This window comes from Streptococcus oralis subsp. oralis (genome assembly GCF_002096595.1).
GTDB lineage: Bacteria > Bacillota > Bacilli > Lactobacillales > Streptococcaceae > Streptococcus > Streptococcus oralis_D.
In genome coordinates, this window is record NZ_NCUR01000010.1 from 907,864 (window position 1) to 924,870 (window position 17,007).

Below are 17,007 nucleotides of genomic sequence, written 5' to 3' on the forward strand. Positions count from 1 at the left end.
GTGTTGGTATTTAATTTTTTATTATTTTACAAGAAAAGTTAGTCTTTGTCAATATATTATTTGAAAAAAGATGGATTTTCACTTCTTTTTCAAAAAAAGAGACGTACTCTTTTTTAACCTTTAAAGGTCACAATGGTGGCGCCACTGCCTCCAGCATTCTGTGGAGCATAGCCAAAACTCTTGACATGCTTGTTTCTTTGCAGGTATTTGGTGACGCCCTCACGGATGACTCCCGTACCGATACCGTGGATGATGTCGACTTGCGCCATGTTATTAAGCAGGGCTTGGTCGATAAAGTCGTCCAGCTCATTCATAGCCTCTTCGTACCGTTTACCTCGGAGATCCAGTCTCGCTTGCGGACCACGACCAGAAGCTCGTTTGACGACATTGACTTGTTTTTTCTTGACTGGGGCTTCTTGCTGAGCCTGAACAAGGTCAAATTCTTTCTCTTCCAAGGTCATCTTGATTAAACCGACTTGGGCTTCCCAACGGCCGTCCTTAAGCTGATTGGTCAAGGTACCACGCTGACCATAACTGAGAACAATGATATCATCCCCAACCTTTGGAGTTCGTTTTTTCTTGGCCTTTTGAAGGACCTTGTTTTTAGACAAGTCGACTTTTTCAGGAGCCAGTTTTTTCAGCTCAGCCTTGGCTTCAATGATTTCGTGGGGTTTGAGTTGAGACTTGCTATGGAGATTTTTGAGAATCTGGTCACTTTCACTTAGAGCGAGTTCCACAATCTCGGCAGCCTGTTCACGCGCCTTGTTGAGCTCAGTTTCCTTTTCACGATTGAGTTCGTTATAGAGTTTTTTGAGTGCTCGGTTCATCTTGAGGTTTTCTTGCTCCACCTCACGGATATTGTCCAAGCGTTTGCGACTTTCAAGCGTTTGCTCTTCCAATTGTTCAATGATACGGTTGACATCATTATCTTGGTTGACCTGCTGACTGGCATCCCCGACAATGACATCTGACAAGCCCAGACGTTTGGCAATTTCAAAGGCATTGCTTCGGCCAGGAACTCCCTGCATAAAGCGATAGGTCGGACGCAAGCTGGCTGTATCAAACTCCATGCTGGCATTTTGCACAAAAGCTGTCTCGATACCATAAGCCTTGAGTTCAGGATAGTGGGTCGTCGCCATGGTCTTAACCTGACGTAAACGAAGATCCTCCAAAATAGCCATAGCAAGGGCTGCACCTTCCTGCGGATCGGTCCCTGCCCCAAGCTCATCTAAGAGTAAAAGCGAGTACTGATTGACCTTGCCAAGAATATCTACGATATTGGTCATGTGACTGGAGAAGGTAGACAAGCTTTGTTCGATAGACTGCTCATCCCCAATATCTGCGAAGATTTCCTCGAAAATACCGACACGGCTCCCCTTGTCAGCTAGAATGGGCAAGCCTGACTGGGCCATGAGTTGAGTCAAGCCCAGGGTTTTGAGCATGATGGTCTTCCCACCAGTATTGGGACCTGTAATGACAATGGCCGTTAATTCCTTACCAAAGTGTACATCGTTTGCGACAGCATTTTTGACCAAAGGATGGCGAACATGAGGGAGTTGAATCTCTTGGTTCTCTGAAAGTTGAGGAACGACTGCTTGTCTTTCTTGGATGAAACGCACCTTGGCACGAATCAGATCCAGATGGCCGATGATCCAAGCGTCATTAGCAATCTCAGAAGCATGAGGACGGACCCGTTCCGATAACTCCTGCAGGATACGAATCATCTCATAGCGCTCATCAGCTCGCAGACTAGCGATTTCTTCGCTCAGCTTGACGACCTCACGCGGCTCGATGTAGACCGTGTTTCCACTGGCAGAGATGTCATGAACAACACCTGCAATCTTATTGCGATAGGTGTTCTTGACTGGTAAGACTTGACGGCCATTTCTGCTAGCGATTATGCTTTCCGTCAACATCTGCGATTGTTGCTTGAGCAAGTCTTGCAAGACATCTCGAACTTGACTCTCGCTATCATGGATTTTTCGACGAATGCGTGCTAGTTCTTCGCTGGCAAAATTCTCGATAAATCCTGCATCATTTAGGGCTTGGAGACTCCCTTGCAAGTGTGGAAAATCATGTAGTTTTTCAAACCATCTCGCCAACTGCTCCAAGCGTACGTTTTCAAGATTGGTATAAAAACTTTGCAACTCTCTGCTAGCCAGCAAGACCCGTTTGAGGAGCAGGAACTCCTCAATATTGAGATCCGCCCCCATCTCCAGACGCTTGCAAACAGCTGATATCTCACGCGTCGCTAGGATGGTAAATTGAGGTTGCTCCACAAATAGGGCTTGCATTTCCTCCATCTCTGTAAAGGCTTGCTTGATCTTATCCACCTTGGCAGTTGGAACCAAGCCTTTTAGCTCCTCTAGTCCTTGTTCTGTCAAGAGATGCGGTTCAAACAAGGCTTTGATTTTATTAAATTCTAAGGTTTCTAGTATTTTTGTATTCATATTTTTTCCTTGTATGCTGGTTTACAAGATTATAGCAACTAAGGGTTTTGACTTAGTCGTCCAATCTGTAAACAAAGGGCTAGGAAAAATCCCGCCCTTTTTATCCGATTAAATTTGTCACCCAGAGTTGTTTGATAAGATTTGTCGTAAAAGGGACACTTTGGATGATGTGTTTGGCTACTATACTTTTTTCGAGTGAATTTTGAATGACTGCCAGAGGCACTGTTGCAAGAATGGTCAGAGCCATTTGCAAGACAAATAAGGTTACCAATAGAGATAAAAGGCCTGATCCGATACGCAACCATTTGACATCGAGCTTTTTAGTTGGAATCAAGTGCAGGAACAAACCGATAAAACGTCCGATAGTGTAGCAAATCCCAAAAACTAAAAGGTAGGCTAGACCCGCATAAAAGACCTTGTCTAGATGAAACAGCTGGTCTGAAGGGAAGAAAAAGGTTCCCTGTCCTTCCTGAGGATTGGCATAAGGGACAAGCAAGTGGAAGTGGTCGCCCAGTGATTTATAAAACTGTCCCGCAACAAAGGCTGAAATCACTGCAACGAGGAAATAATAAACTTGCAGCACCAAACCTCTACGGTAGCCGATGTAAAAGCCCCAAGCCAGAACCAATAAGAGTAGGATTGAAATCATAGGGAGTCCTCAATCTTGCTCTGTTCTTGTTTAACAGCAATCAACTTGTGGCGGAGTTCTAACAACTCTTGCTCCTTGTCATCAAATTCAATCTCACGGTTGAGTTGTGTAGACAGACAATTGACCGCCAAAAGAAGCGCAATGGTTTCATCATCCGCCCCAGGCATTTGTTCTTTAATTGCTTGGTATTTTTCAGTCGCAACCTTGGCAATTTCCTCCATAAAGAGGTTGTCATGCTCGGTTGTCAAGGTTAATGTCTTTTTCCCGAATGTAAACTTATATCGATTTAGATTTGCCATAAAATTCACCTCACGATATTATACCAAATTTCGCTAACTTTGTCAGTTTTTACCAATTCTCCTGCTTTTGTGGTACAATAGAGACTATGGCAAGTATCACACTCACACCAAGTGAACAGGAAATTCAGAGCTTTTTAAGTCAGTATCAGAAGGCTCTCAATCCTAGTAAAAATCCTTATATCCGCTATTTTTTGCGCTTCCCTCAGGCAACAGTTTCCATCTATACTTCTGGAAAAGTTCTCCTGCAGGGCGAAGCTGCTGAGCAATACGCTAGTTTCTTTGGCTATCAAGTTGTAGAGGAAACCAGTGGACAAGATTTTCCTATGATTGGGACTGATGAGGTGGGAAATGGTTCCTACTTTGGTGGACTGGCTGTCGTGGCTTCTTTCGTGACACCTGACCAGCATAACTTCTTGCGAAAACTCGGTGTGGGGGATTCCAAGACCCTGACAGACCAAAAGATTCGTCAGATTGCCCCTATCCTCAAGGAAAAAATCCAGCACCAAGCGCTCCTCCTTTCACCTAGCAAGTATAATGAAGTTATCGGAGAGCGTTACAATGCTGTTTCTGTAAAGGTTGCCCTTCATAACCAGGCTATCTTTATCCTGCTTCAAAAAGGAATCCAGCCAGAAAAAATCGTGATTGATGCTTTTACAAGCCCTAAAAACTATGACAAGTACTTGGCGCAAGAAGCCAACCGTTTTCCAAACAAGATCAGTTTGGAAGAAAAAGCCGAGAGCAAATACCTAGCTGTTGCAGTTAGCTCCATCATCGCTCGTGACCTCTTCCTCGAAAACTTGGATAATCTAGGACGAGAACTAGGCTATCAACTGCCAAGTGGCGCTGGAACTGCATCTGATAAGGTTGCTAGCAAAATCCTTCAGGCCTATGGCATGAAAGGACTTCGTTTCTGTGCCAAACTGCATTTTAAAAACACTGAAAAAGCCAAAACACTTCTAGAAAGGTAAATTATGAATTCGTTTAAAACATTTCTAAAAGAATGGGGAGTTTTCTTCCTGATTATCGCACTGGTCGGTCTTAGCCGTATCTTTCTTTGGAGCAATGTCCGTGTAGAAGGACACTCTATGGACCCTACCCTAGCCGACGGAGAAGTTCTCTTCGTTGTTAAACATCTCCCAATTGACCGCTTCGACATCGTGGTTGCGCATGAGGAAGACGGAAATAAAGATATTGTCAAAAGGGTCATCGGCATGCCTGGAGATACCATCCGCTACGAAAATGACAAACTCTTTATCAACGGTGAAGAAACGGATGAACCCTACCTAGCTGAATATCTCAACTTGTTCAAAACAGAAAAGTTGCAAAACACCTATACTGGAAAAGGATTTGAAGGCAATAAGGGAGTTTACTTTAGAGAACTTGCTCAAAAAGCACAAGCCTTTACGGTCGATGTCAATTCCAATACCAGCTTCAGCTTTACTGTCCCTCAAGGTGAGTACCTTCTCCTTGGTGACGATCGTCTAGTCTCTAGCGACAGCCGCCATGTCGGTACCTTCAAGGCCAGCGATATCAAGGGCGAAGCAAAATTCCGTTTCTGGCCACTTAACCGTATCGGAACATTTTAAGATAAGGAAGAGGCCGAGAATGCTAAGTCTCAGTCTCTTTTTCTATTGTGAGAAAAAACTTTTAGTCATCTAGTTTTTTCAAAGTTGCTAAGAGACCAATTCTCATAAACTCATGTAAAGGAAACCTATGGAAGTTTATTTTTCAGGCACTATTGAACGCATTATTTTTGAAAATGTCAGTAATTTCTATCGCATCCTCCTCCTAGATATCGAAGATACCAATGCGGAGGACTTTGACGATTTTGAAATCATCGTTACAGGAACCATGGCTGATGTAATCGAGGGTGAAGACTATACTTTTTGGGGGCAAATCGTTCAGCACTCCAAGTATGGCGAACAGCTACAGATCAGTCGTTACGAGAGAGCAAAACCCACTAGTAAGGGCTTGGTCAAGTATTTCTCCAGCAGTCATTTTAAGGGAATCGGTCTCAAGACAGCCCAGAAAATTGTTGATACCTATGGTGAAAACACTATCGACGAAATTCTGGAGCACCCTGAAAATCTGGAAAGTATTGCTGGACTCTCTGCCAAAAACCGTGAGGCTTTTGTCTCCACCCTCCGTCTCAACTATGGGACAGAGATGGTTTTGGCGAAACTGGCCAACTACGGCATTCCCAATAAACTGGCCTTTCAGATTCAAGACTTTTACAAGGAAGAAACCCTTGATGTTGTCGAAAACTATCCCTACCAACTAGTTGAGGATATCAAGGGCTTGGGTTTTACCATTGCTGACCAATTGGCTGCCGAACTAGGCATCGAAAGCCAGGCTCCTGAACGCTTCCGTGCTGGTCTTGTCCACAGTCTTTTTCAGGGATGTATGGATACGGGCGATACCTATATGGAAGCCCGAGATTTGCTGGAACAAACCCTGACTCTCCTCGAGTCTTCCCGTCCCGTGGAACTGGATCCCAACCAAGTTGCTCAGGAATTATCTCATCTGATCGAAGAAGACAAGGTTCAGCAGATTGATACTAAAATCTTTGATAACAGCCTCTTTTTCGCTGAAGAAGGCATTCGCAGTCACTTGGTTCGTATCCTCGAAAAAGGAAAGCAGAAAAGCCAGGATCTAGAAACCATTCACAAGCATATCGCTACTGTCGAGGAAGAGCTGGGGATTGAGTATGATAGCATCCAAAAACAGGCTATCTGTGACGCTATCCAGAACAAGGTCTTTATCCTAACAGGTGGACCTGGTACAGGTAAGACGACTGTTATCAATGGAATTATCGCTGTTTATGCCCTTTTAGAAGGGCTTGATCTCAGGAAGAAAAGCAACCTGCCGATTCTTCTTGCTGCTCCAACTGGTCGAGCCGCTCGGCGCATGAATGAACTGACAGGTTTACCTAGCGCTACCATCCACCGCCATTTGGGAATGACGGGTGATGATGATACCAGCCATCTGGAAGATTATCTAGATGCCGACTTTATCATTGTAGATGAGTTTTCCATGGTGGATACTTGGTTAGCCAACCAGCTCTTCTCCAACATTTCTTCTAACAGTAAAATTCTCATCGTAGGTGATAGCGACCAGCTACCGTCTGTTAGTCCCGGACAAGTCCTGGCTGACCTGCTCCAGATACCCCTGATTCCTCAGACTCGCTTAGAACGGATTTACCGTCAGAGCGAGGAATCAACCATCGTTACCTTGGCTAGTCAAATTCGACAAGGCATCTTGCCAGCTGACTTTAGCCAGAAAAAGGCAGACCGCTCCTACTTTGAAATCGCTAGTGGTCATATCCCAGCTACCATTGAGAAAATTCTTGGTGCTGCCCTCAGAAGTGGTATCCCGGCTCGCGATATTCAGGTGCTAGCGCCCATGTATCGAGGAACTGCTGGTATTGACGCCATCAACCAACTTATGCAAGACCTGCTCAATCCTCAGCAAAAGGGGCAAGTTAGCTTGGAAGCAACTCAGTGTCACTATCGAACAGGAGACAAGGTCATTCACCTAGTCAACGACGCTGAAATTAATGTCTTTAACGGAGATTTAGGCTACATCACAGACCTGATTCCTGGAAAATACACCGAGTCCAAACAAGACGAGATTGTCATTGATTTTGATGGCAATGAAGTCGTCTACCCACGCAATGAATGGTACAAGATCCGCCTGGCTTATGCCATGAGTATCCATAAGTCGCAGGGGAGTGAGTTTCCCGTTGTCATCCTACCCATTACCAGTGCTAGTAAGCGCATGCTGGAACGCAATCTCATCTACACAGCTATCACACGGGCCAAGAGCAAGCTCATCCTTCTTGGTGAATTACAGGCCTTTGACTATGCAGTCAAACATATCGGAACTGCTCGTAAGACCTATCTGATTGAGCGCTTCAGTGATTTAATTGAAAATAATATTGAAGAAAGTAAACAAGCCTTCTCTGAAACTACCACAGCAAGTGACTCTGGAGAATCCTACATCCTCACCGAGGAAAACTGGTCTAGCATCCCAGCCATGATTGGGATTACAGATGCAGACCTCAAAGAGATTTTTGGAAAATAGTGTAGCAGAAAGCCCACCTAGTCAGGTGGGCTTTTTCTCTTTTAAGATTATTTTACTGTTGCAGTGCTTGTAATCAATTCAACAGCTTTTTTAATAGTGATATCGTGTTTCAACATGTCAGCTGAAAGCAAGTTTTGAACTTGTGCCACTTCCATGTTGTAGTCTGCAGCCAATTGCTCGATTTCTTTTTGGATTTCTTCTTCTGAAGCGTCAAATCCTTCAGCTTTGGCAACTGCTTCGATAACAAGGTTAGTCTTAGTACGTGACTCAGCTTCTGCTTCGTATTGTTTGTGAAGATCTTCTTGAGTAGTTCCTGTGATTTGGAAGTACATGTCAGGGTTGATACCTTGACGTTGTAAGTTTCCAAGGAATTCATTTACTGAACGGTGAACTTCTTCGTGGATCATTTCTTCTGGAAGTTCTACGATTTCAGCGTTTTCTACAGCTTTATCGATTGCTGCACCTTCAACGGCATCTTTGTATGCTTCTTCTTTCGCAGCAGTCAATTCTTTGCGGTATTTTTCTTTCAATTCGTCAAGAGTTTCCACTTCTTCGTCGATATCTTTTGCAAGTTCATCGTCAAGAGCTGGAACTTCTTTAGCTTTTACTTCGTGAATAGTTGTTACGAATTTAGCTTCTTTACCTGCAAGGTCTTCTGCTTGGTAGTCTTCTGGGAATGTTACAACAACATCAACAGTTTCGCCAGCTGAGTGTCCAACCAATTGGTCTTCGAAACCAGGGATGAATTGACCTGATCCAAGTCCAAGTGAGAAGTTTTCACCTTTTCCACCGTCAAATTCAACACCGTCGATAGAACCAACGAAGTCAATCACAACAGTGTCGCCATTTTCAGCAGCGCCTTCTTTGATAACCAATTCAGCCAAGTTGTTGCGTTCGCGTTCGATACGTTCTTCAACGTCAGCGTCAGTTACTTCTTTTTCTACATCAACTGATACTTCAAGGTTTTTGTAGTCACCCAATTTTACTTCAGGTTTTGTCACGACTTCAGCTGTGATAACCCAGTCTTGACCTTTTTCCATTGAAGTTACGTCAATTTTTGGTTGCGCAACCACTTCAAGACCAGCTTCTTTTACTGCAGCTTCATAAGCGTTTGGCAAAAGTGCGTTCATTGCATCTTGATAAAGAGCTTCTTCACCAAATTTTTGGTCGAAGATAGGGCGTGGAAGGTGACCTTTACGGAAACCAGGAACGTTAAGAGTTTTCTTTACTGAGTTAAATACACGGTCCAATTCTGGTTTGATTTGGTCTTGAGAGATAGTGAAAGTCAAGACACCACGGTTTGTTTCTTTGTTTTCAAATGATACAGACATTCTGTCATTTCTCCTTAAAATTTTTAATACAGTCCATTATACCATATAATAGCGACTTTTTTCAAGTAATGAATGCGCTTTTCAATAGTGCTAGAGGTACTTGCTCGCTTCCTTGATACTAAGTTCAGCCATTCGTTTCTTATTTTTCTCAATATAACGTGCTACCCATTTTGGATTGCTTTTAGAGTAGTCTCTTAGAGCCCAGCCGATGGCTTTGTTGATAAAAAATTCTGTCTGGTCCAGATTGTTGACCAGGATCTTTTCCATCAGTTGGACATTTGTTTTTTCTTTTCTTAACAACTGGTGGTCAATAGCGACTCGCCTCAACCAGATATTGTCTGATAGGCTCCATTTTAAAAGCACTTCTTCAAGTTCCAGATGGTTAGCCACCAAACTTCCTACTACTCGATCTAGGATATCTACCGTGTCCCACCAGGACTTGGTCACGACCAGACGCTCAAGTTTAGGCAAATCGTCCTTCGTTAGATAAGACTGCATGGCTTTCAAATAGTTGGCAGCCACATACTGGTATTCTCTAGGCTCCTTTTCCCAGCAGATATCTACAAAATCCCAATCGATCAGCTTTGTTTTTTTCGCGCTTGGAAAGTATTTTCTATAAAGCGCATTTCTTTCAGGACCTTCAATACCTAAAAAGGGAAATTGATGACGCATATAGGCTTCCATGGGGCCTGCCTTTTTCGGATCTTTTGCTGCTTCTAGCTCCTCAAGTAAATCTACAAGACTCATCTAAAAGTTCTCCTGCCCAACCAAGTGGTGCTGAAAGGCATAGACCGCAGCCTGGGTGCGATCACTGACCTCAAGCTTGGCTAGGATGTTGGACACGTGGGTCTTGACCGTCTTGAGAGAGATGAAGAGTTCATCTGCAATGCGTTGATTTTCGTAGCCCTTAGCGATGAGTTGGAGCACGTCTCGCTCACGCGCAGTCAGCTCCTCATGAAGCTCCATATGATTACGGTGGTATTCGACCTTCTTGCTGACCTCTTGTTCAATAGCAAGCTCTCCAGCAGCCACCTTGCGGACGGCATGAAGCAGTTCGTCTGCACTAGAAGTCTTGAGCATATAACCTTTGGCACCCGCATTCAAGACCGGCATAATTTTTTCATTGTCCAAGTAAGAGGTGACAATTAATATCTTGGCTTCAGGCCATTCTTTGAGGATGGCCAAGGTCGCGTCAATCCCATTCATCTCAGGCATGACGATATCCATGACAATGACATCTGGACGCAGTTTCAAGGCCAAGGAAATCCCTTGAATACCGTTGGCCGCCTCGCCCACAACTTCTACATCATCTTGGAGGTCAAAGTAGCTTTTCAAGCCCAATCGGACCATTTCATGGTCATCTACCAGTAAAATTTTCATCTCTACTCCTTTATGATTCCTTGTCTAGCAGGGGAATACGGATATCAACCGCCAGTCCTTGCTTTGGAGCTGTCAAAAGTTGAACCGTTCCTGCCATATCTTCGACCCGCTCCTTGATATTTCGCAGTCCATAACTCAAGTCGTCTAAACTCCCTAACTGGAATCCAATCCCATTGTCCACCACCTTCAGCTGCAATTCAACATCTGTCTGATAGAGGTAGACATCTAGGCAAGATGCCTGAGCATGGCGAAGGGTATTGCTGATCAACTCCTGAAGAATACGGAAGATATGTTCTTCAATCTTCTTGGGCAATGTAGACACATTCTGCTTGAGACTAACCTTGAGATCACTCTTGTCCTCAAGCTCTTTTAAGAGGATTTGAATCCCCTCAACCAAACTCTTCTCTTCCAACTCAACAGGTCGCAAATGTAGGAGCAAGACCCGCAAATCTTTCTGGGCTGTTTCGAGGATGGCTGCGACGCTTTGCAACTGGGTCTGCATCTTTTCTCTATCCAGCTTCAAAGCCTGCTGACTGACACCTGATAAAATCATATGGGCCGCAAACAACTCCTGACTAACCGTATCGTGCAAGTCACGTGCTATCCGCTTCCGTTCTTTCTCGATGATTGCTTCTTCCTTGACCAGGCTTTGATTTTCAGCCTTTTGAACAGCCTCTGTCAAGAGGTTGAGCTTGCCAGACAAGGACTTAAAACTGGCATCCAAGTCTGGATCTGCAAAGGCAACCACCTCTTTTCCTGCTAACAGTCGCTTGAGATTGACTTGCATTTTTCTGCGAGAGACTTCTTCTATCACGCGCCAAAAGAGGACAAAAAAGAAGGTCATGGAAAGGCTAAAGACCAAGACTAAGAAGATTAACTTTTCTGTTTTCTCGATATCCTGTAGCAAATAGGACCAGTCTAGTTCAAAAATATCAAGTAAACTATTAGCCAAAAAGAGGATAAAGAGGAAAGAAGTCAGACCGATTAACAGATAAGATTGCTTTTTCATCCTCTGACCACCTCCACATCGCCAACCATAGTAGTTAGGAAAATCTTGACGCTCTTGTTACTCTTGAGATAGTCTCTGGTCTCCTGATGATAGTGTTCATTGCGGAGGGATCTCTTAGGCTGATGAAGGAAGGTAAGATCTCCATAGAGGCAGTTGACACTGAGACTGATTTCCACATCTACAGGCACGATAATCCTAGTCGTTCCGACCATCTTTCTAAGGATAATGACATTGTCATGATTGGTTAGGATAACTCTTTCTAGATGAATGGTGTCCTTGCCCATGAGGCGAAAGAGGTTGATATCGTCAAACTGGCAGGTCTGGTGACTAGAGAAATGATGGAGATTACCAAACCAAGGATTGCGTTCATTTTTAACCGTCACCACCTCTTCAAAGACCAAGTCCGTCTCCTCTCTTTCTTGATTCATCATTGGATAGAGAAGAAAGAGACTGTAGATCACCGCTACAAAGATGGCTAAAATCACAAAGGGATTGAGCATGACGATGAAAAAGAAAAGAATAGTCGTTACAAGGAGGAAGACATTATTGCCCTCTTTACCTGTATAATAGCGCAGCAAGAGCAAAAAGAGGAATAGAATCAGCAGAAAACGCGAAAAATGCTCTGATACCATCAAAATCAGAGCTCCCGTCAACAGACAGGCTTCAATAAATAAAAAGATTTGAAATTTTTTCATAGATGCATCCTCTCCCTTCTATTTTATCACAATTCAAAAAAGTCACCTCGGTCTGAGGATGGAAAAAGGAGATAGGACAGAAATCGCTCCAACAAACTAGGTTCTTTCAGCCCACCACAGTTGACAAAAGGCTACAAAAAAGGGCGGGATTCTTGTCCCGACCTCTCTACATCTGATCTTTTGCTTCTTTTAGTTTACCATAAAGAATGTAGTCTACGTTTTGCAGATCTGCTATGGTGGCACAATTAAGGGCACACATGATCAAGCGCAGGTCTTCTTTCCAGACTTGGACAATGCCAATCACTTCTTCGACTGTGTAGCTTTCAATCAACTCTAGAACGGTACGTGACAGTCCTACAGCCTTGGCACCAAAGACCAGGCACTTAATCATATCCAGCGGGTTCCGAACGCCTCCGCTAACCAAAAGTTCGACCTTGTCTTTCCAGTCTTGGGCATTGAGAAGGGCTTGCATAGTAGACTGCCCCCATTGATTGAGGTAATCACGCTGGCCACTGCGACGGTTTTCGATATAGGCAAAGCTAGTACCACCACGACCTGATAGGTCAACCGTTCGAACACCCAGATCATAGGCTCTCTCGATGGTCTTCACATCCATTCCAAAGCCCACTTCCTTTAAGACAATAGGAACGGGAATTTGCTTGCTATAGTCTGCCAGATGCGATTGCCAACTTCGAAACTTTCTTTCTCCCTCTGGCATGAGCAATTCCTGCATGACATTGACATGCACTTGGAGGAGAAGAGGATTCATCGCTTCTACAGTCTGAAGGCCTAACTCAACAGGCTTGTCCAATCCAATATTAGTACCAAGGAGGAGATTTGGATGGCTAGTCTTGACAGAAAAAGAGTCATCTGTTGGATCTTTGAGGGCTGCGCTATAAGATCCCGTCACAAACAAAATCCCACAGGCTTCTGCCACCTGAGCCAGTTTTTGATTGATTTCTCTCCCCTTATCGCTTCCTCCCGTCATGGCATTGATATAAAAAGGAAAGTCCCACTTTCGACCTGCAAACTCTGTAGACAAATCAATCTCATCCAGGTCATAAAGAGGCAGGGAAGAATGAATAAACTCCACCTCATCAAAGCTATTATAGGAACTTTTCTGCTCAAGGGCATAGCGGATGTGCTCATCCTTACGATTTGTCGTCATGTCCTATCCTTTCTTGGTATAAGAGCTCAATCCCCAGATCGGCCCAGCGATTTTTTAAGGTTTCAGTTGATTGCTCATCAAAACTCAAGGCAATGCCACAGTCACCACCACCAGCGCCACTACTCTTGGCAACAGCCAGCAAATCTTGACCGGCTTCTTTCAACTGTCTCAGCGAAGGTGTGTATATATCTAGGCTCAAGCCTTCTAAAAGCTGACTGGCTGTTTCCAGCTGCTCGATAATTTTTTCTGCATTCCCCTGCTCCAGGGCTTCTACCAAAGCAGATACCGTTGCTTTTGAGGAAGTTAAAAAGTTCTGGTCTATGTTTTGCTTGATTTGCTGGACCATTTGACTCGATACGGCCACTTGCTTGGTCCATCCCACTAGGAAATCACATTCTAGAGCTGGTTGCACTTGTGAGATAGAAAAGCCCCAATCACGCTCCAAAACTGTCGCCAAATTTTCTTCTTTCAACCAAGCAGCTATCTTCTTTCGATCAAAAGACTGGTAGAGAACCAAATCCTCTGCCACAATACAGGCAAGGTCTCCCATAGAACCATTGTCGCCTCGCTTGAGCAAGACCGCGCTTGCCAGCTTGAACAAGAGTTCCGGATCAACCGTAATATCATATAGAGCCAGCAGGGCCTTGATCACCAAGACAACGACGCTACCACTAGAACCCAGACCAAACTTTTTGCCTTCTCGTTCCATTTTCCCACGGATTTCCAAGGAAAAAGGTCGCAAGGTTTGCCCACGATAAACGAGGAAATCTTCCACTAGAGCAATCGTTTCTTGAATCAAGCTGTAGTCAGGATTTGGCGTCAAGTCCACTGCGAAATCAAACATGTCTGAGTAGATACGATAGTTCTCAGAAAAAGCAATCTCAGCCTTCATATAGATGGGAATAGCCTTTATCAAAGCTAACTGCCCCGGTTCTAAAATAGCGTATTCCCCTGCCCAATAGAGTTTTCCGCAAGTTTTAACAGCAATCATCTTGGCTCAAATCCTTTGTTTTTGACACAATCAGGCGGTAACGTTGACCAAAGATTTCAGATAGATGATCCAAATCTTTCTCTTGACAGAGGACCTTGACATTGGGACCAGCATCCATGGTAAAGTAGCAGGCCTCTCCTTGTTCACGAAGTTGACGGACAAAGTCCATAGCTTCATAGGAAGCGTCCGTTAGATAAGAAAAAGCTGGTGATGCTGTTTTGGTCGTAGCGTGCATAGCTAGGGCATTTTTCTCCGTTAATTCCCCAACCTTGGCAAAGTTATTCTCTTTGAGATAAACCAGCATATCTTGATAATCTTTCTCAGACTGGCGCACCCAGTCATCAAAGGTCGTCGAGGTTTCCACACAGAGTTTCATCCCATCACGGCTAGAGATTGGTTTTTTCTTGTCCTCCAGTACCAACATGATCATAGCTAGTTTCAGGTCTGTATCAACAGAGTAGATTTCCCCATTATCCTTATCCCAGGCACCTAGCGGTCCATAAAAACTGCGAGAGGAAGAACCTGAGGCAAACTTAGCCTCCTGCGCCAACTGGCTCCGATCCAATCCAAGCTGGAAATAAGCATTGCAAGCCTTGACTAAGGCGGACAAACCACTGGAACTTGAGGACAGGCCCGCTGCTGTAGGCATATTGTTTTGAGTGTCAATACGGACAAAACCTTCCCCAGCCGGGCGGTAACGGTCAATGATTTTGCTCATTTTAGCATGCTCAGCCTCACTCTGAAGCTGACCATTGATATAAAAGGCATCAGCCGTCGCAAGGGCTGGCAGAGGCGACAAGGTCGTCTCTGTGTACATATTTTCCAAAGTAAGAGAGATACTGCTAGTAGCAGGAACCATCTCTTTTTCTTTTTTCTTTCCCCAATATTTAATAATGGCAATATTTGCGTAGGAACGTACTGTTACAGGCTTTCGATCCATGTCTGAACAGCTCCTTTCTCTTCTAATCGTTTTGCTAGTTCTTGCGCTTGGTCCAGATTAGCTACCAAGGCGATAATACAGCCTCCTAGTCCACCACCACTCATCTTGGCACCTAGAGCACCATGGCTCAGAGCCGTTTCAACGAGGGAGTCTGCCTCAGGGCTGCTGACACCAATTTCTTTTAAATGTAAATGCGCTTGACTGAGGATTTGTCCCAATCCTTCAGCATCTTTTCGTCTAATCGCATCTTCTGCTTGCTGGGTCAATTCTCCCAAGGCATGCAAAAACGGTAGGGCATCCTTCCCCATACTTTGAACCACTTGGATGGCTTCACGAGTGTGGCCATACACACCTGTATCTGCAATCACCAAATAGGCAGATAGGTTCATCTCAAGTTCTGTAAAACCAACATTCTTGATAAAGCGAATAGGTTGGTCACTGAGACAGGTCTTGGCATCCAAACCACTTGGATTCATATGGGCAATCATTTCAGCCCGATTGACCAAGATTTCTAGTACATCATGAGGCAGATCGGCTTGATAGTAGTCAAATACCGCACGTATGGCCGCTATGCTGATAGCCGCTGACGAACCCATTCCCCGTTTTTCAGGGATAGCCGAGTCAATCACACATCGAATGCAAGCTTCTTTGATATCCAAATACTCCAGCGAGGCATACACTGCCATGGACAAGGTATCCTCCTCATAAAGACGCCACGGACTTTCAGCAGGGACCACCTTACAAGTCACCTCCACCTCTATGAGAGGCAGGGAAATGGCTGGATAACCGTAAACAACCGCATGCTCTCCTATTAAAATAATCTTACTATGTGCCTGACCGACACCAACTTTTTTTGTCATGTTTTCCTTTAACCAGACGGAAAGACCGTCTCATTTCATACAGTAGTATTTTCTCCTATCTATTTTATTATATTTTCACAAAAAAAGCGATTGTTTCCTTCACAATCGCCTCTTTCATTATTGAACCCATTCGCCATTATAGTTGACAGAATAGCCTTCTACAGTCGTATTCACTGCTAAAGCACCTGAACTATAAGCGTAGTACCATTTGCCATTAACCTGGAACCAGCCTGTCTTCATATCGCCATTACTTGCGTTTAGATAATACCAAGTCGAACCTTCCTGATACCAACCAGTCGCCATAGATCCTGATGAACGGAGATAGTACCACTTGTTACCAAGGTATTGCCAGCCCGTTTTCATATCGCCATTTGGTTCATCTAAATAATACCAAGTGGAGCCTTCCTGATACCAGCCAGTTGCCATGGCTCCTGATGAACGGAGGTAGTACCACTTATTGCCAAGTTGTTTCCAACCAGTTTGCATGATGCCAGTTGTTGGATCTAAGTAGTACCACGGAGCAGGTTTGCTTCTATCAATACCAAAAGTAACATGGAAATCTTGAGTCCAACCCTTAGCAACTTCACCAATTGGTAGTGGATTGTAAGAATCATCGCCAGAAATTCCTAGCTTATTTAAATAATACCAATTACCGTCTTCATAAGTCCAACCTGTCTTTACAGCATAATTATTATCAAAATAATAAGTTCTCTTTTCAGGAGATGGAGGATATTGTTCACCATATACTTTTCCTGTATTTTCAGACGTTTTTGCCTCTAGTACTTGTTTATCTGTTTGTTCTAGCAAAGCACCATCTGAGCTAAAATAATACCATTTTTGTTGGAGTCCGATTTCATTAACTGGTTGGTTATCTAATAAATTATCACGATAACCTGTTCCAGGAATTTCTAAGTATTGCCATCCAACTACCATTTCTCCTTTATCACCAAAATAGTAAGTTTTACCGTCTATTTTATGCCAATAGATTGCTTTATGATCATCTTTTACATAATATTTTCTATTATCCTTATCAACAAATTGGCCACCTGTTGTATCCGCAAATACAGTATTAGTAGCTAGCAAACCAAAGAAAAATGTTGCTAGTGCGACTTGCATCATTTTTTTCAAAAGCTTCATTTGTATCTCCTCCAA

General features: G+C 43.9%; 16 protein-coding genes. 3 read left to right on the top strand and 13 right to left on the bottom strand.

Annotated elements, in window-relative coordinates; genetic code table 11:
• Positions 1-113: 113 nt before the first annotated feature.
• From B7714_RS08850 to zapA, 3 genes are all read right to left on the bottom strand, one after another.
• Positions 114-2,450: an endonuclease MutS2 gene (locus B7714_RS08850; RefSeq protein ID WP_084860259.1), complete on the bottom strand. Its 2,337-nt coding sequence runs from the start codon at positions 2,448-2,450 to the stop codon at positions 114-116.
• Between the two features lie 100 nt (positions 2,451-2,550).
• Positions 2,551-3,099 (bottom strand): CvpA family protein, encoded by a 549-nt coding sequence (locus tag B7714_RS08855; RefSeq protein WP_000623539.1) that lies wholly within the window; start codon positions 3,097-3,099, stop codon positions 2,551-2,553.
• Positions 3,096-3,398, bottom strand: coding sequence for a cell division protein ZapA (zapA, locus tag B7714_RS08860; RefSeq protein WP_000002028.1), 303 nt, complete (start codon positions 3,396-3,398; stop codon positions 3,096-3,098). The genes B7714_RS08855 and zapA overlap by 4 nt, the downstream gene beginning before the upstream one ends.
• 86 nt (positions 3,399-3,484) lie before the next feature.
• Between zapA and rnhC the strand changes: the two genes are divergently transcribed.
• The 3 genes from rnhC (at position 3,485) to recD2 (ending at position 7,481) form a co-directional block, all read left to right on the top strand.
• The gene (gene rnhC, locus B7714_RS08865; RefSeq protein ID WP_084860260.1) at positions 3,485-4,366 is read left to right on the top strand and encodes a ribonuclease HIII; all 882 of its coding nucleotides are present in this window, start codon (positions 3,485-3,487) and stop codon (positions 4,364-4,366) included.
• Between the two features lie 3 nt (positions 4,367-4,369).
• On the top strand, positions 4,370-4,984 hold the full coding sequence (lepB, locus tag B7714_RS08870) for a signal peptidase I (protein ID WP_001083990.1): 615 nt from the start codon (positions 4,370-4,372) through the stop codon (positions 4,982-4,984).
• A gap of 127 nt (positions 4,985-5,111) precedes the next feature.
• Positions 5,112-7,481, top strand: coding sequence for an SF1B family DNA helicase RecD2 (recD2, locus tag B7714_RS08875; protein ID WP_084860261.1), 2,370 nt, complete (start codon positions 5,112-5,114; stop codon positions 7,479-7,481).
• A 47-nt stretch (positions 7,482-7,528) separates the two neighbouring features.
• On the opposite strand, the gene tig is transcribed toward recD2, so the two are convergent.
• From tig to cbpC, 10 genes are all read right to left on the bottom strand, one after another.
• Positions 7,529-8,812 (bottom strand): trigger factor, encoded by a 1,284-nt coding sequence (tig, locus tag B7714_RS08880; protein WP_000116506.1) that lies wholly within the window; start codon positions 8,810-8,812, stop codon positions 7,529-7,531.
• A gap of 90 nt (positions 8,813-8,902) precedes the next feature.
• Positions 8,903-9,559: a DNA alkylation repair protein gene (locus B7714_RS08885; protein WP_084860262.1), complete on the bottom strand. Its 657-nt coding sequence runs from the start codon at positions 9,557-9,559 to the stop codon at positions 8,903-8,905.
• On the bottom strand, positions 9,560-10,192 hold the full coding sequence (locus B7714_RS08890) for a response regulator transcription factor (protein WP_084860263.1): 633 nt from the start codon (positions 10,190-10,192) through the stop codon (positions 9,560-9,562). It lies immediately after the preceding gene.
• A gap of 10 nt (positions 10,193-10,202) precedes the next feature.
• Entirely contained in the window at positions 10,203-11,201 is a 999-nt protein-coding gene (locus B7714_RS08895; protein ID WP_084860264.1) for an envelope stress sensor histidine kinase LiaS, read from the bottom strand.
• Positions 11,198-11,896 (bottom strand): cell wall-active antibiotics response protein LiaF, encoded by a 699-nt coding sequence (liaF, locus tag B7714_RS08900; protein WP_049478059.1) that lies wholly within the window; start codon positions 11,894-11,896, stop codon positions 11,198-11,200. Before liaF ends, B7714_RS08895 begins: the two co-directional genes overlap by 4 nt.
• 166 nt (positions 11,897-12,062) lie before the next feature.
• Positions 12,063-13,064, bottom strand: coding sequence for a type 2 isopentenyl-diphosphate Delta-isomerase (gene fni, locus B7714_RS08905; protein ID WP_084860265.1), 1,002 nt, complete (start codon positions 13,062-13,064; stop codon positions 12,063-12,065).
• Entirely contained in the window at positions 13,048-14,055 is a 1,008-nt protein-coding gene (locus B7714_RS08910; RefSeq protein ID WP_084860266.1) for a phosphomevalonate kinase, read from the bottom strand. Before B7714_RS08910 ends, fni begins: the two co-directional genes overlap by 17 nt.
• A complete protein-coding gene (gene mvaD / locus B7714_RS08915; protein WP_084860267.1) occupies positions 14,042-14,995 on the bottom strand; it encodes a diphosphomevalonate decarboxylase in 954 nt (317 codons plus the stop codon). Before mvaD ends, B7714_RS08910 begins: the two co-directional genes overlap by 14 nt.
• Positions 14,977-15,855 (bottom strand): mevalonate kinase, encoded by an 879-nt coding sequence (mvk, locus tag B7714_RS08920; protein ID WP_084860268.1) that lies wholly within the window; start codon positions 15,853-15,855, stop codon positions 14,977-14,979. Before mvk ends, mvaD begins: the two co-directional genes overlap by 19 nt.
• A 117-nt stretch (positions 15,856-15,972) precedes the next feature.
• Complete coding sequence (gene cbpC / locus B7714_RS08925; RefSeq protein WP_084860269.1) at positions 15,973-16,992, bottom strand: choline-binding protein CbpC; 1,020 nt, start codon at positions 16,990-16,992, stop codon at positions 15,973-15,975.
• Between the last annotated feature and the right edge of the window lie 15 nt (positions 16,993-17,007).